Origin of the sequence: Verrucosispora sioxanthis, assembly GCF_010560025.1 — a bacterium.
Lineage (GTDB): Bacteria > Actinomycetota > Actinomycetes > Mycobacteriales > Micromonosporaceae > Micromonospora > Micromonospora palythoicola.
The window spans coordinates 48,434-62,440 of record NZ_SAIY01000003.1; the positions used below are offsets into that span (position 1 = coordinate 48,434).

12 protein-coding genes are annotated in these 14,007 nt (G+C 72.6%); 5 read left to right on the forward strand and 7 right to left on the reverse strand.

All coding sequences use genetic code 11. From position 1 onward, the window contains the following. Positions 1-32: 32 nt before the first annotated feature. Complete coding sequence (locus ENC19_RS09545; RefSeq protein ID WP_164446841.1) at positions 33-1,718, reverse strand: serine/threonine-protein kinase; 1,686 nt, start codon at positions 1,716-1,718, stop codon at positions 33-35. Between the two features lie 236 nt (positions 1,719-1,954). Between ENC19_RS09545 and ENC19_RS09550 the strand changes: the two genes are divergently transcribed. Continuing rightward, a complete protein-coding gene (locus tag ENC19_RS09550) occupies positions 1,955-3,529 on the forward strand; it encodes an FMN-binding glutamate synthase family protein (RefSeq protein WP_164446842.1) in 1,575 nt (524 codons plus the stop codon). Between the two features lie 86 nt (positions 3,530-3,615). Here the strand turns inward: ENC19_RS09550 and ENC19_RS09555 are convergent, their stop codons facing one another. Continuing rightward, entirely contained in the window at positions 3,616-4,326 is a 711-nt protein-coding gene (locus ENC19_RS09555; RefSeq protein ID WP_164446843.1) for a hypothetical protein, read from the reverse strand. A gap of 162 nt (positions 4,327-4,488) precedes the next feature. Next, positions 4,489-5,742, reverse strand: coding sequence for a hypothetical protein (locus ENC19_RS09560; RefSeq protein WP_164446844.1), 1,254 nt, complete (start codon positions 5,740-5,742; stop codon positions 4,489-4,491). A 148-nt stretch (positions 5,743-5,890) separates the two neighbouring features. Between ENC19_RS09560 and ENC19_RS09565 the strand changes: the two genes are divergently transcribed. From ENC19_RS09565 to ENC19_RS09575, 3 genes are read left to right on the forward strand one after another with little or no spacing between them, the layout of a single operon-like run. Further along, on the forward strand, positions 5,891-6,607 hold the full coding sequence (locus ENC19_RS09565) for a FadR/GntR family transcriptional regulator (protein ID WP_164446845.1): 717 nt from the start codon (positions 5,891-5,893) through the stop codon (positions 6,605-6,607). After that, entirely contained in the window at positions 6,604-7,431 is an 828-nt protein-coding gene (locus tag ENC19_RS09570) for a sterol desaturase family protein (protein WP_164446846.1), read from the forward strand. The genes ENC19_RS09565 and ENC19_RS09570 overlap by 4 nt, the downstream gene beginning before the upstream one ends. Next, complete coding sequence (locus ENC19_RS09575) at positions 7,428-8,108, forward strand: lysoplasmalogenase (protein ID WP_328824194.1); 681 nt, start codon at positions 7,428-7,430, stop codon at positions 8,106-8,108. The genes ENC19_RS09570 and ENC19_RS09575 overlap by 4 nt, the downstream gene beginning before the upstream one ends. Here the strand turns inward: ENC19_RS09575 and ENC19_RS09580 are convergent. Then, a complete protein-coding gene (locus ENC19_RS09580) occupies positions 8,102-9,931 on the reverse strand; it encodes an AMP-dependent synthetase/ligase (protein ID WP_164446847.1) in 1,830 nt (609 codons plus the stop codon). The genes ENC19_RS09575 and ENC19_RS09580 overlap by 7 nt on opposite strands. Positions 9,932-10,060: 129 nt before the next feature. Further along, the gene (gene manD / locus ENC19_RS09585; protein ID WP_164446848.1) at positions 10,061-11,290 is read right to left on the reverse strand and encodes a D-mannonate dehydratase ManD; all 1,230 of its coding nucleotides are present in this window, start codon (positions 11,288-11,290) and stop codon (positions 10,061-10,063) included. 178 nt (positions 11,291-11,468) lie between these two features. Between manD and ENC19_RS09590 the strand changes: the two genes are divergently transcribed. Next, on the forward strand, positions 11,469-12,086 hold the full coding sequence (locus ENC19_RS09590) for a CG0192-related protein (RefSeq protein ID WP_164446849.1): 618 nt from the start codon (positions 11,469-11,471) through the stop codon (positions 12,084-12,086). Positions 12,087-12,170: 84 nt separating this feature from the next. On the opposite strand, the gene ENC19_RS09595 is transcribed toward ENC19_RS09590, so the two are convergent. Beyond that, positions 12,171-13,187: a CehA/McbA family metallohydrolase gene (locus ENC19_RS09595; protein WP_164446850.1), complete on the reverse strand. Its 1,017-nt coding sequence runs from the start codon at positions 13,185-13,187 to the stop codon at positions 12,171-12,173. Then, positions 13,180-13,914: a CBS domain-containing protein gene (locus tag ENC19_RS09600; RefSeq protein ID WP_164446851.1), complete on the reverse strand. Its 735-nt coding sequence runs from the start codon at positions 13,912-13,914 to the stop codon at positions 13,180-13,182. The genes ENC19_RS09595 and ENC19_RS09600 overlap by 8 nt, the downstream gene beginning before the upstream one ends. Positions 13,915-14,007 lie beyond the last annotated feature (93 nt).

Consider the following 14,007-nt stretch of genomic DNA (forward strand, 5'->3'; position numbering starts at 1 on the left):
GTTCGTCGCGGGCCTGGGTGCGGGGCGGCTGGTCAGCCGGGCGTGCAGAAGGAGTAGAGCGTCACGTGCACCGTCGCACCGCTGGTGGTGTTACCGACGGCGTCGGTGGCCAGGACCGCGACCGGGATCCGCGTGGTCGCTCCAGGCCTGGGCAGGTCGCCGAGCACGCCCCGGAACTGGCCGCCACGCAGCTGAGCCATGTTCTGCTCGTACGAGCGCTTTTCGAGCGTGTAGCGCAGACGGACCCGCAGCTCACCCGAGTCGGTACGGTCGTCGGCGACGAGCGCGGTGACCGTGCTCGCGGTCGGTCCGAACGGGCAGCCCGCCGGATCCAGTTCGGTCGGACTCGCGGTGACCCGGTCGACGGTGGGCGCGGTGGTGTCCGACGGCGGTGCGGGACTGGTGGACGACGTGGGCACCGGCGTCGCGGTCGGTGAGCCGCCCGGGGGACGCACCGACCGGCTCGGCTCGACCGTTGTGCCGCCCGTCGGGACGGTCCCCGTACCGGTCGGGGTGGGTGGACCGGGGGTGCCGACCGTCGGCACGTCGGACGTTGGCGTCGGCTGCTGTGCGGCCGGAACTCCGACGGTCGGGACGGTCCCGGCGGTCAGATCCGTGCGGGCCTCGGTGGCCGCCGCCGCACCGACCGACGGTGGCTCGTCCTTCCCGGCGTAGCTGAGCCCGGCAACGCCGACCAGCATCGCCGCCACCAGGCCGGACCCGACCAGCGCCGCCCGGGACCGTCCGGTCCGTCGAGGTACGGATCCGCCGGCGGCCTCGCCCACCGGTGTCGGCGCATAGACACCGACCGCCGTGCTGGCCACGCTGATGCCGCCCCCGCTGCCGTCCGGGAACGGAAACAGAGCCGCCAGCAGCGCTGCCCGGCGAGCCAGCTCGCGCCACCCTCGTTCCTCCCAGTCGTCCCCGTAGGCACCGGCGGCTACCTCTTCCAGGCTGGCGAGGAAGACCTGCGCGGGCTGTGGACGGTCGTCGGGCCGCTTGGCCATCCCGTCGCGCAGTAGGCCGTGCACCGGGCGCGGCGCCCGATCGGTGGGGATCGGCGCCCGGATGTGCTGCCGGCGCAGTGTGGCCAGATCCCGCCCGTCGAACGGCGGGTGGCCGGTGAGGCATTCGAAGAAGGTGGCGGTGGCGGCGTAAATGTCGCAGGCCGGGCTGGCCGGCGCACCGGACCACTGCTCGGGAGCCATGTAGCGGGGGGTGCCGGTGACAGTGCCACCGGAGGCGGCACCGACCGGCATGGCGATGCCGAAGTCGGCGAGCTTGCTCGTGCCCTCGGCAGTCACCAGCACGTTCTCGGGTTTGTAGTCACGATGCACCACGCCGCGCGCGTGCGCCGCACCGAGCCCGGCCAGGGAACCCTTGAGCACGCAGAGCGCCGACTCCGGTGTGGTGGGGCCCTGCGCACGCAGCATCTGGCGCAGCGACACGCCGTTGACCAACTCCATCACGATCGCCGCACCGCCGGACGCCTCGACGTACTCGTAGAGGCGACAGATGTGCGGGTCGTCGATGTCGGCAAGCCGCCGCGCCTCGTCCCGGAAGTCGGCCCGCAACAGCTCGTCGTCGGGCCCGGTGGTCAGATACTTGATCGCCACCGCGGTGCCGGTGGCGTCGTGCACGGCGAGATCGACGCTGCCGGAGGCACCGGCACCGAGCCGACGGACCGAGGTGTAGCCGGAGACCTGCCAACCGTTCATGTCGCCACTATCCGCGACAGGCGCAAGTGGACGGTGCCGCTGAACACGCGATCATTATCGCCACCGCCGCCGGTGACGCCATCGGCCCGGCGGGTGCACCGACCTCACCGGGTGGATACCTGGCGAGTCGTCCGGTGGGCACGGTCGGCGGCCTTCCGCTGCGCCTGGTGGCCGACCGGCCCTGAGCTGCACCGCCCCGACGTTTGACCGGGGGCGGTGGCGGAAAGTGTGGCGGGATGAGATGGGCCCGTCACGCCGTACCCGCCGCCGTCACCGCGCTCGCCGCGCTCGCCGCCCGTGATCTGCTGCAACGCGAGCACGCGCTGAGGCGCAACTTTCCGCTGCTGGGTCGGGCCCGCTACCTGCTCGAATCGGTCGGGCCGGAGCTGCGCCAGTACATCGTGGCGGGCAACAACGAGGAACGTCCGTTCACCCGGGACCAGCGCCGCTGGGTGTACGCCTCGGCGAAACGGCAGAACAACTACTTCGGGTTCGGCACCGACAACGACATCGAGTACACCCCGGGATACCCGGTCATCAAGCACCGCACCTTCGGCCGGGCGGTCCCTGCCTCGACGCCGACGATCGGGCACGAGGTACGGCTGCCGGCGGCGAAGGTGCTGGGAGGCGCCCGCCGACGTACCCACGCCTTCCGCCCCGAGTCGGTGGTGACCATCTCGGGGATGAGCTTCGGCTCCCTGTCCGGTCCGGCCGTCGAGGCGTTGAACCGGGGCGCGGCGATCGCCGGCTGCCTGCACAACACCGGCGAGGGTGGGCTGTCGGCGTACCACCGCCACGGCGGGGAGCTGATCCTGCAGCTGGGTACCGCGTACTTCGGCTGCCGTGACGATCAGGGCCGCTTCGACCTGGCCCGGCTCAAGGAGGCCGTGGCCGGCGCGCCGGTACGGGCGCTGGAGATCAAACTCAGTCAGGGGGCCAAACCCAGCTTGGGTGGCCTGCTGCCGGCGGCGAAGGTGTCGGCGGAGATCGCCGCCAGTCGGGGGATCCCGATCGGGCGGGACTGCGTCAGTCCGTCGCGGCACGCGGAGTTCTCCGACTGCGACAGCCTGCTCGACTGGGTGGAACTCCTGGCCGCCGAGACGGGTCTGCCGGTCGGTATCAAGTCGGCCGTGGGTGACCTCGATTTCTGGACCGAGCTGGCCGACCTGATGCGCGACACCGGCCGGGGCGTCGACTTCGTCACCATCGACGGCGGCGAGGGCGGCACCGGTGCCGCGCCGCTGATCTTCACCGATTCGGTGTCGCTGCCCTTCCAGCAGGGCTTCGCCCGCGTCTACCCCGTCTTCGCCGAACGTGATCTGCACGAGCAGGTCGTCTTCGTCGGATCCGGCAAGCTCGGTCTGCCCGACAACGCGGTGGTCGCGTTCGCGCTCGGCTGCGACATGCTGGCGGTGGGGCGGGAGGCGATGCTGGCGATCGGCTGCATCCAGGCGCAGAAGTGCCACGCCGACACCTGCCCCACCGGTGTGGCCACCCAGAACGCCTGGCTGACCCGAGGGCTGCACCCGGCATCGAAGGCGGTCCGGGCGGCGCACTACATCAAGACGCTGCGCCGGGACCTGATGAAGGTCGCCGAGGCGTGCGGGGTGGAGCATCCCGGGCTGATCGACGCCGACGCCGTGGAGATTCTCGGCGGGCGGACCAGCGCCACCCCGCTGCGCGAGGTGTACGGGTACCGGCCCGGCTGGGGCCTGCCGTCGGCGGCCGACCGCAAGGCGGTGGTGGAGCTGATGTCCACCGAGGCGCCCCAGGGCGGCAGTGCTCCGCCGTCACCGACCGCCCAGGGCTGACGCCGGCGGTCACACCGGCCGTCGTCGGGAGCCACCGTGCGGGCCGGTCGAGGTCGGCCCGCACGGTGGCTCCGCCGCATGGCGGGTCAGCGGCGGGCCCCGGCTCCTCCTCCGGCGACGTCGACGGCCACCACGAGGGGTCGGTTCGGTGTCGTTGCCCCCGCGGGTCGTACCGGTCGGGTCGCGAGGGTGGACGGGATGATCGGTACCGGTCGAACCGGTCGCCAGAGCAGGTTGACCGTGGCCCCGCCGGGACACGACAGACGTTGCCGGCTGCGGTAGCCCAGCCGGCGGTAGAGCCGGAGGTCGTCGTCGCCGTGCGCCTCCGCGTACGTCGGCAGGCCGACGTTGTCCATGTGGCGGTGGCTGCCGGCGAGGACGGCGGCGGCCTGACCGGCCCGGTCGGGATCCGGCGGGGCGGCGAGGAACGCGAGGTGGTTGTGCGCCTCGGCGGGACGCCGCGCGGCAAGGAGGTGATCGACCCGCCGGAAGCGCACGGCGTGTTCTCCGCTGGCGTCGTCGAGTCGCTCGTCGTAGCGAGGTGGCGGCGGGATCGGGCGGTAGCGATGGAACCAGACGGTGGCGGCGGTCCCGTCCCGGAGCAGGAACGCGTCGCCGAACAGCAGGGCGTGCTCGGTCCAGATGCGGGCGACGGCGGCGATCACGGCGGGGCGCCGCCGCTCGTCGGGCACGAGCCACGCGCCGAGGTGGGTCGGGACGATGGTGGCGGTGAGCAGGTCGACGATCCAGTCGAGATCGCACCATCGGGCACGGTTGACCGGCAGGTTGACGTGCATGACTACTCCTGGCAAGGCATGAGGTCGATAGGACGGTGACGGGCCCGCGCCACGGAGACAGGCGCGCAGGCCCGGGGACGGTCCGCGGTGTGCGGCCGTCGGAGGGTGCCGCGGCGTGCGACCACGACCGGCGGGGCGGCGTGGACGGGACCTGCGCTCCGGTCAGGCGGGCCGGCTGCGCGGACGTGGCGAGCGGGAGGGCTGCCGCCGGTCACGCGTCGATCGGGTCACCCGACCGCTGACCGGCGGGGGCGACCAGCCGGCCGCAGCCAGGTCGGCCGTACCGCTGTGCGAGTTCGGCGCCGGCTCGGCGCCGCTGGTGCCAGGTGCCGGTGACGAGGGCGGAGTGTCCGGCGTGGAGTCGGCCTGCCGGTTCCGGTCGTGCTGTCCACCGTCGACGGCCCCCTGGTCGGGGGCCGACAGCGATGCCGCCGGGTAGTCGGACAGGTGACGGATGCGGTGGTCGGCGGCGCCGAGTGGTCGGGCGCTGCCCGGACCGAGGCCGATCCGGTCGGGGCTGCCCGGTCGCGCGGGTTCGGCCCCCGGTGCCGGTGGCGTGGGATCACCTGCCGGTGCCGGCGGCATGGTGGGGTCCGGGTTGGGGTGAGGGGTCGGGTCCGCCGGAGTCGGGGCGGGCTGGGGCAGTTCCACGACCGGCTCCAGCACGTCGAGGACCGGCTCCAGCGGGTCGAGGACCGGCGTCAGCTCCCGGAGGACCGGGTCCGTCCCCGCCACGACGGAGTCGGGCAGCGGCGACGCGGGACCCAGCAGCTCTGCGAGCACGGCGGTGAGCGGCCCGGCTTCGGCCTCGGGCAGCGCGGGCGGCCGCGCCGACGGGTCGTCGGGCCTGCTCGCGCTGGGCGGCGTGGCGGAGGGCTTCGCTGGCGGTGCCGCGTGCGGCGTCCCGGTCGCTACCCGAGGTGAGGTCGGCTTCGGTCTCGCCGCGCTCCGACCGGTCGACGGCGGCACCTGCCCAGCCGGCGTCGTCGCGTCGGCCGGTGGCGCGGCGTCCTGCCGTGGTTGCCCACCCGCGGGTGCCGGCCGTCCCGCCGGCCCCGCGTCGACGGGTGGTGCCGGCTCGTCGGATGGGTGCGGTGGGGGCGGATCGGCCCTGGGTGGACGGACCGGCGGCGCGGGTGGGGCCGGCGGCGGGCGGTCCCGGGGCGGGCGGGCCAGGACGGGCGGATCCGACCGGAGGACCGGAGCGAGCAGGCCGCGAACGAGGTCGGCGGCGTGGGAAGCAGCCTCGTCGCGATCGGCGGCCCGCTCGTCACCAACGGCGGCCGGCGGTTTCTCGCCGGCCTGGGCGACATCGGTCACGGCGACGTCGTAGGCGTACCACGCCGCCCCGGCGACCACGGTCAGGAACCCGAGTCGCAGGGCCGCCCGGACGAGGCCAGGCCGTCGTCTCCGCACCGGCGCCTCCCGTACCCGACCGCCACCCACTGCGAACGCACCCTAACTCACCGCGACAGCATGGTCACGAGCCACGGGCGTGTCGATCCGCGGTCCAACTGGTCCAACCAGTTGACGGGTTGATGTGTGCTGAGCCACACTGCCTGGCATGGCATTCGTCCCCGTCACCCGGGCCTCCGTCTCCGACCTGGTCTTCGGACAGTTGCGCGACGCGATCGTCAGCGGCACATACCGCACCGACGACGCCCTGCCCGGCGAACGGGAGTTGGCAGCGGCCTTCGAGGTGAACCGGCACGCGGTACGGGAGGCGCTGCGGCGGTTGCAGCAGCTCGGCCTGGTCCGGATCAGTCAGGGCGGAGCCACCCGGGTGCTGGACTGGCGGGTGCACGCCGGCCTGGACCTGGCGCTGTCACTCGTACGCTCCGGCGACGTCCTGCCGGTCGCCACCCTGGTACGCGACATGATGGACATGCGGGCCTGTATCGGCGTGGACGCCGCCCGCCTGTGCGCCCGGCGCGCCGACGACGTGGCGCGACGACGGATCCTACGGGCGGTCGAGGAGTTCGCCGACCTCGCGCCCGACCTGACCGCCATGGGTGAGGCCAACATCGCCGTGTGGCGGCTCATCCTGGACGGCTGCGGCAACACCGCGTACCTGCTGGCCTTCAACAGTCTGGTGGCCGGTGCCCTGGCGGTGGCCGAGGTGCCGCCGCAGCGGCGCGCCACCGAACTGCTCGACGTGGCCGGGCACCGCCGGTTGGCCTCGGCCATCGCCGACGGCCGGGACGTCGAGGCCGCCGAACAGGCCCGGTCCCTGCTCACCGCCGCGTTGACCGCTCCGACCAGAAAGGACAGCCGGGCATGATCCCCGCCGTGCTCTACGCCATCCCCGCGTTCCTCCTGCTCATCACCGTCGAGGCGCTGTCGTACCGGTTCGCGCCCGATGACGCCGAGCGCGGCTACGAGGCCCGGGACACCGCAACCAGCCTGACCATGGGCGCCGGCAGCCAGGTCATCGGGGTGCCGTGGAAGCTGCTCACGATCGGCCTGTACGCCGCCGCGTACACCATCTCGCCGTTGCGCCTCTCCCCCGGTGACTGGTGGGTCTGGGTGCTGTTGTTCTTCGCCGACGACTTCGCCTACTACTGGTTCCACCGGGCGCACCACGAGGTCCGTCTGCTGTGGGCGGGGCACGTGGTGCACCACTCCAGCGTGTTCTTCAACTTCTCCACGGCGCTGCGGCAGAGCTGGACGCCGATGACCTCCCTGCCCTTCTGGCTCGGTCTGGCCCTGCTCGGCATCCCACCGTGGATGATCTTCCTACAGCAGTCGATCAGCCTGCTCTACCAGTTCTTCCTGCACACCGAGCGGATCAATCTGCTACCCCGGCCGATCGAGTTGCTGTTCAACACCCCCTCCCACCACCGGGTGCACCACGGCTCGAACACCGAGTACCTGGACCGCAACTACGGCGGCATCCTGATCGTCTGGGACCGGATCTTCGGCACCTTCCAGGCCGAGGGGGACGCGGTCCGGTACGGCCTGACCAAGAACATCGGCACCTACAACCCGCTGCGGGTGGCGACCCACGAGTACGCGGCGATCTGGCGGGATCTGCGCACCGCCAGATCGTGGCGGGAGCGGATCGGCTACCTGCTGCGCCGACCGGGCTGGCAGCCGGCCCGGTGACCGCCGCGACGAGCAGCACCGGCCCGGAGCGGCGACCCGTGGGCGTACGGCAGCGGTGGCCGCACCGGGACTCGGCGTTGCTCTGGACGTTCGCCGTCGTGGTCGGCGTCGAACTGGTCGCCGTCGCCACCGACGTACCCGAGGTGCAGTGGTTGGCCAAGCCGCTGCTGGCGCCGCTGCTGCTGGCCTGGCTGTGGCGGATCCGCGCGGCGGACGTCCCGATCGCGGTCGGACTGGCCCTCGCCACCGCCGGGGACGTCGCACTCCTGGTGCCGTCGGACGTCGCGTTCCTGGTCGGCATGGGCTGCTTCCTCGGTACGCAACTGGCCTTCGTCAGCGCTTTCGTGCCTCGCCGCCGGCCCCGACCGGCGGCGGTGACCGGATACCTGGCGCTGTGGGCGGTGGCGAACGCGGTGCTGTGGCCACGGCTGGGCGAGCTGCGGCTACCCGTGCTCGGGTACAGCCTGGCGCTGTGCCTGATGGCGGCGACCGCCACCGCCCTCGGCCGACGGGTCGCGCTCGGCGGGGGCCTGTTCCTCGTCTCGGACCTGCTGATCGGTCTCGGCGCGGCCGGTACGACGGTGCCCGGGCACGGCGTGCTGGTGATGGCGACCTACAGCGCCGCGCTGTTCCTGATCAGCACCGGCTGGGCGGTGGTGCGGCACCGGCCTCAGTGACCGTGGTACAGGGCGGCCACGTCGTCGGCGAAGTGGTCCTGCACGGCCTCCCGCTTGATCTTGAGGGTGGGGGTGAGTTCCCCGTCCACCTCGGTGAGATCCCGGTGCAGGATCCGGAAGGTCTTGACCTGCTCGGCCCGGGAGACGCTGCGGTTGGCCCGGTCGATCGCGACCTGGATCTCGTCACGTAGCTCCGGGTCGTCCCGCAACGCGGACACCGACGCACCGGGATGCCCGTGCTGCTCCCGCCAGCGCGTCCAGGCCTGCGGGTCCACCGTCACCAGAGCGGCGGGGTACGGCCGGCCGTCGGCCACCAGCATCACCTGACTGACCAGCGGATGCGCTCGGATGCGCTCCTCGATCGGCGCGGGCGCCAGATTCTTGCCGGCGGCCGTGACCATGATGTCCTTCGTCCGTCCGGTGATCCGCAGGAAACCGTCGTCGTCGATCGTGCCCAGGTCACCGGTGCGCAGCCAGCCGTCGTCGGTCAACGCCTCCCGGGTGGCCTCCGGGTTGTTCCAGTACCCGCCGAACACCACCTCGCCCCGGGCATGGATCTCACCGTCGTCGGCGATGCGGATCTCGACCCCCGGCAGCGGACGGCCGACCGTGCCGATGCGCATCGCCGTCGGCAGGTTCGCGGTCAGCGCCGGGGAGGTCTCGGTCAACCCGTACCCCTCCAGCACCGTGATGCCCGCCCCCCGGAAGAAGTGCCCCAGCCGCTCCCCCAGCGGCGCGCCGCCCACGATGGCCAGCCGGCACCGCCCGCCGAGGGTGGCCCGCAACCGGCGGTACGCGGCGAGGTCGAACACCAGGTGCGCCAGGCGGAGCAGCCTCCCGGGTCCGCCCGGGGTTTCCAGGGCGCGGCTGTACCGCACGGCCGCCCGCTCGGCGAGGTCGAAGAGCCACCCCCGGTGGGTGTCCTCGGCGGTACGCCGGGCCTGGTCGTGCATCTTCTCGAACATCCGGGGCACGGCCAGGATGAAGGTGGGCCGAAACCGGCGTAGCTGGTCGAGGACCCCGGAGATGTCGGCATTGTGCACCATGGTCGCGCGGTTGTGCACCATGCCGATCTGGATCAGCCGGGCGAAGGCGTGCGCCAGCGGCAGGAACAGCACCGTCGACGCACCCGGGTGCAGCAACTCGGGCAGCACCGCGGTGGCGTTGCCGACGTCGGCGGACAGGTTGCGGTGGGCCAGCACGCAGCCCTTCGGTGGGCCGGTGGTCCCGCTGGTGTACACGATGGTGGCGACGTCGTCGCCGGTGACGGCGGCGCGGCGGGCATCCACCTCGGCGGTGTCGACGGCGCGGCCCCGCGCCACCAGCTCGATCAGCTCGCCGGCGTCGATGCGCCAGGTCTGCCGCAACCCGGGCAGTTCGGAGCGCAGCTCGGCCACGGTGAAGGTGTGGTCGGCGGTCTCCAGCACGCAGCCGACCGCACCGGAGTCGCCGAGTATCCAGCGGATCTGGTCGGGGCTGGAGGTGTCGTAGATCGGCACGGTCACCGCACCGATCGACCAGAGCGCGTAGTCGACGAGCGTCCACTCGTACCGGGTGCGGCTGAGCAACCCGATCCGGTCGCCGTGCCCGATGCCGGCGGCGACGAGACCGCGGGCCACCGCCGCCACGTCGTCGCGGAACTGCCGGCAGGTCACCGGCAGGGCGCCACCGCGGCCCGAGCGGCGCACCGGCCACGACCTCGGGTCCGGGTCGGGCCGGACGAACTGCACCGCGTCCGGATCCTCGGCCGCGTTGCGCCACACCTGCTCCGCCAGGCCGGCGTCGTCACCACCGACGACCGGCTCGACCGCTGTCTCCCGCACGCCCGCTCACCTGCCGTCGCGTCACCCGGCCAAGGCCATCCGAACAGATGGTGAACCGCTTTCCGACGCCGCACCGCGAAAAACCCCAAACCCACCCCCACGCCCAACTCCGTGCCTAAGGTGGGCGGGTCACCAGTCGTGGACGGTGCCGTCCTGGAGCCGGTTGAACGGCAGGTACGCCGGTTGGTACGGGAACCGGGCGGCCGCTTCCTCGTCCAGCTCGACGCCGAGGCCCGGTTGCTCACCCGGGTGCAGGTAGCCGTCGGTGAAGGTGAACGACTGGCGGAACACCTCGTTGGTGAGCGCGCCGTGCCGCATGTACTCCTGGATGCCGAAGTTGTGGATGGCCAGGTCGAGGTGGAGCGCGGCGGCCATGCCGACCGGCGAGATGTCGGTCGGCCCGTGGATGCCGGACTTGATCTGGTACTGCGCGGCGAAGTCGAGCAGCTTACGCATGGCGGTGATCCCGCCGGTGTGGGTGACCGCGGAGCGTACGTAGTCGATCAACTGTTCCCGGATCAGCGTCTGGTAGTCCCAGACGGTGTTGAACACCTCGCCGATCGCCAGCGGCGTGGTGGTGTGCCGCCGGACCAGTCGCAGCGCCTCCTGGTTCTCCGCCGGGGTGCAGTCCTCCAGCCAGAACAGGTCGTACGGTTCGAGGGCCTTGCCCAGCTTGGCGGCCTGGATCGGGGTCATCCGGTGATGCCCGTCGTGCAGCAACGGCAGCTCAGGGCCGAACTCGCTGCGCACCGCCTCGAAGACGCCGGGCAGGTGCCGCAGGTATGCCCGGGTGTCCCAGTCCTCCTCGGCCGGCAACGGGGTGCGCTGCGCCGGCTCGTAGTCGTAACGCTTGCCATCGGCGCTGGGCTGGGTGGCCACCCCGTACACGGCGTTGATGCCCGGCACGGAGGTCTGCACCCGGATCGACCGGAAGCCGAGATCGAGGTGGGCCCGGATGGAGTCGAACAGCTCCGGCAGATCCCGCCCGGAGGCGTGACCGTACGCCATGATGCCGGTGCGGGACGCGCCGCCGAGCAGCTGGTAGAGCGGCATCCCGGCGGCCTTTGCCTTGATGTCCCAGAGCGCGACGTCGACCGCCGCGATGGCCGCCATGGTGACCGGCCCGCGCCGCCAGTACGCCGAGCGGTACAGGAACTGCCAGGCGTCCTCGATGCGGTGGGCGTCGCGCCCGAGCAGCAACGGCACCACGTGGTCGCGCAGGTACGAGGCGACGGAGAGTTCGCGTCCGTTCAGCGTGCCGTCGCCGAGGCCGGTGAGGCCGTCCTCAGTGGTGATCTTCAGGGTGACGAAGTTGCGGTCCGGGCTGGTGACGATGACGTCGGCGGCCACGATCTTCACGAGGGGTGCCTTTCCCGCGGGCCGTCAACCCGGCGGCGGCACCGGCGGCGGGTCGGGGGGAACCCGCGTTGGGCTCGACGTTGTACTGGCCCGAGATGCTAGGCCACAACACCGCCGCGCCGCCATCCGCGGACGGGAACCGCCGAGGCGGATTCGGGTGGTGCGTACGATGCGGCTCATGGCGTTGTTGCACCGAGCGGACATCCGTCCCAGCAAGCTGGAACTGTTGGCGGCCTGGCTGCCGAGCCGCAACTGGTACACGGGCGGTGCCGAGGTGGCACGCGTGGCCGCGTACCGGTTCGACGACCCGGCCGGGCAGGTGGGCATCGAGACCCTCCTGGTACGCGGCGGCGACGGGCCGGTGCACCAGGTGCCGTTGACCTACCGTGGGACACCGCTGGACGGAGCCGACGAGTGGTTGGTGGGCACCACCGAACACTCGGTGCTGGGCCGGCGCTGGGTCTACGACGCGGTCGGCGACCCGGTGTACGCGGCCGCCCTGGCCGAGGCCATCCTGGCCGGCACCGGGCAGGCCGAGGAGTACTTCGAGGTCGACGGCCGGCGCGAGGTGCGCCCGCCCAGCATGGGCATCACCAGCGACGCGCCCGCGGTCGACGTGCCAACGGTCGGCGCGGTGCGCCGGGTGGTCGACGGCGACCCGACGCTCATCGTCACCGACACCGTCGAGCTGGCCGTGATCCGCCGCCCCGGATCCGCCGCCGCGCCGGCCGGCGCCACGTTGACCGGTACCTGGGACGACGTACGGGCCCCGCTGGCGTACGCTGCGCCGCGCTGAGCCGCCACGTACGCCGCGCGGCCGGCCCCGCGCCGACCCGCCGCGCGAGGCGTCGACCGGCACCACGGCGGCGGGCGGCGCCGGTCAGGCCAGGATCACGGGGTTGGTGAGGGCCGCCATCCGCCGGTCCGGATGGCGCACCTCTGCCCGGACGAAGCCACTGTCCCGCGCGGTGGTGTGCCAGCGGACCGTGCCCGAGCCGTCCGCGGGCAGTCGTTCGCGGAGCACGGTGCCGCGCTCGGTGTGCAGACTGACGGTGCCGGCCGGTGCCCCGGACACCCGCACCCGTACCTCGATCGGTGCGCCGCCGGTGTCCAGGTGCTCACCCACGCCGACCACGCGGTCACCTGTCGTGGCGGCGAACGCCAGGTCGACGGCGGCGGAGCCGGCGATCCAGCTCCGGCCGGCGCGCAGGCCGGCGAGGATCGCCTCGACGCTCAACTCCTCGGCGTAGACCACGGTGTGCGGGGTGCCGAGCTGACCGGCGAGGTGGGTGTCGCTGTTGCCGAGCGCCGGCCACCACCGTCCCTGATGGATGTCGTGAGCGAGGTTGCGGCCCCACTCGGCCAACGCCGCCTCGTTGTCGGCGTTCCACGGCAGGTCCGAACGCCACTGTCCGTTCCACACCTCGACCGCGTCGAAGCACCGGTACGGGTAGGCCAGGGTTCCGGACTCGTACGGCGCGTACGGGTGGGCGGCCACGCAGAGACCGCCCGATCGGCGCACCAGGTCCAGGTGCCGGTCGACGACGTCGTCACGTACGCCGTAGCGCCATTCGACCTGGTGCCCGGGTTCCAGGCCGAGGGCGAGCCAGTGGCCGGTGTGGGTGGTGACCTCCTGACCGAGGATGACCAGCAGGTCGTCGCCCGCGTGCCGGCTCCAGTCACCGTGCCCGGCGGCGGTGTTGTGCTCGGTGGTGGCGACGAAGTCCAGCCCGATCTCGCGGGCGGCGGCGACGAGCTGCCCGGGGGTGAGTTCGCCGCCGGCCGAGCGCACCGTGTGCAGGTGGACGTCGCCCCGGTACCAGCCGGGTCCTCGACCCGCCACCCGCCGGGTCGGGTGCTGCGCCCCGTGCGGGTGCCGGAGCCGGTGGTCAGTCACGCGAGGGCCGCATGAGGCGCTCGGCGGAGCCGAACGCGTAGCCCCGCGACTCGATCAACTCCGAGTCGTCGCGTTCCCAGTCCAGTTCGTCGACCACCTCGACGACACCGGCGAGCCTGGCCGTGTGATCGGCCACCATACCGGCGAGGCTGCGACTCTCGACGGTGCCGGACAACGTCACCACACCGTCCGCCACGCCTACCGTCACGGTGTCCGGGGCGATCCACAGGCCGCGCAGGACGATGTCGACGACGTCGGCGCTGACCTCCTCGTCCGGCCGGGTGTGGATCCGCAGCAGGTCCCGCCGTGACACGATTCCGACGAGCCGTCGGTCGGCGTCCACGACCGGCATCCGCTTGACCCGTGCCGCCTCCATCCGTCGAGCCGCCGCGGCGACCGATGCCGTCGGCTCGACCACGACCGCCGGCACGGTCATCAGGTCGGCGGCGACGGTGGCCTGTGCCTTCGCCGCCACCCGACGAACGCCGATGATCCGGCGGTGCCGCTCGTCCCCGGCAGCCTCGATCTTGTGCAACAGATCGGCTTCGGACACCACGCCGAGCACGCGCCCGTCCGGGTCCACCACGGGCGCGGCGCTCACCCCCCTGCCCATCAGCGTGTCGACCACCTCGCGGTACGAGGTGTCAGGCCGCACCGACACGACGTCACCTGTCATCACGTCGCCGACCGTCCACTGTGACTTTCGTTTCGAAGCTCTGGTGGTCATCGCCTGCCTCCCTGCCCGTCCAGCCTCGCACCGCCGCCGCGCTGTCGACAGAGGCGTTGGGCCCTGCCGCAGGACGGGGTTTCTCTCCTACCC

Excerpts from the sequence above, each read along its gene's own strand:
- ENC19_RS09545 (WP_164446841.1), bottom strand. The coding sequence starts at position 1,718 with ATGAACGGTTGGCAGGTCTCCGGCTACACCTCGGTCCGTCGGCTCGGT.
- ENC19_RS09550 (WP_164446842.1), top strand. The coding sequence starts at position 1,955 with ATGAGATGGGCCCGTCACGCCGTACCCGCCGCCGTCACCGCGCTCGCC.
- ENC19_RS09555 (WP_164446843.1), bottom strand. The coding sequence starts at position 4,326 with ATGCACGTCAACCTGCCGGTCAACCGTGCCCGATGGTGCGATCTCGAC.
- ENC19_RS09565 (WP_164446845.1), top strand. The coding sequence starts at position 5,891 with ATGGCATTCGTCCCCGTCACCCGGGCCTCCGTCTCCGACCTGGTCTTC.
- ENC19_RS09570 (WP_164446846.1), top strand. The coding sequence starts at position 6,604 with ATGATCCCCGCCGTGCTCTACGCCATCCCCGCGTTCCTCCTGCTCATC.
- ENC19_RS09590 (WP_164446849.1), top strand. The coding sequence starts at position 11,469 with ATGGCGTTGTTGCACCGAGCGGACATCCGTCCCAGCAAGCTGGAACTG.
- ENC19_RS09600 (WP_164446851.1), bottom strand. The coding sequence starts at position 13,914 with ATGACCACCAGAGCTTCGAAACGAAAGTCACAGTGGACGGTCGGCGAC.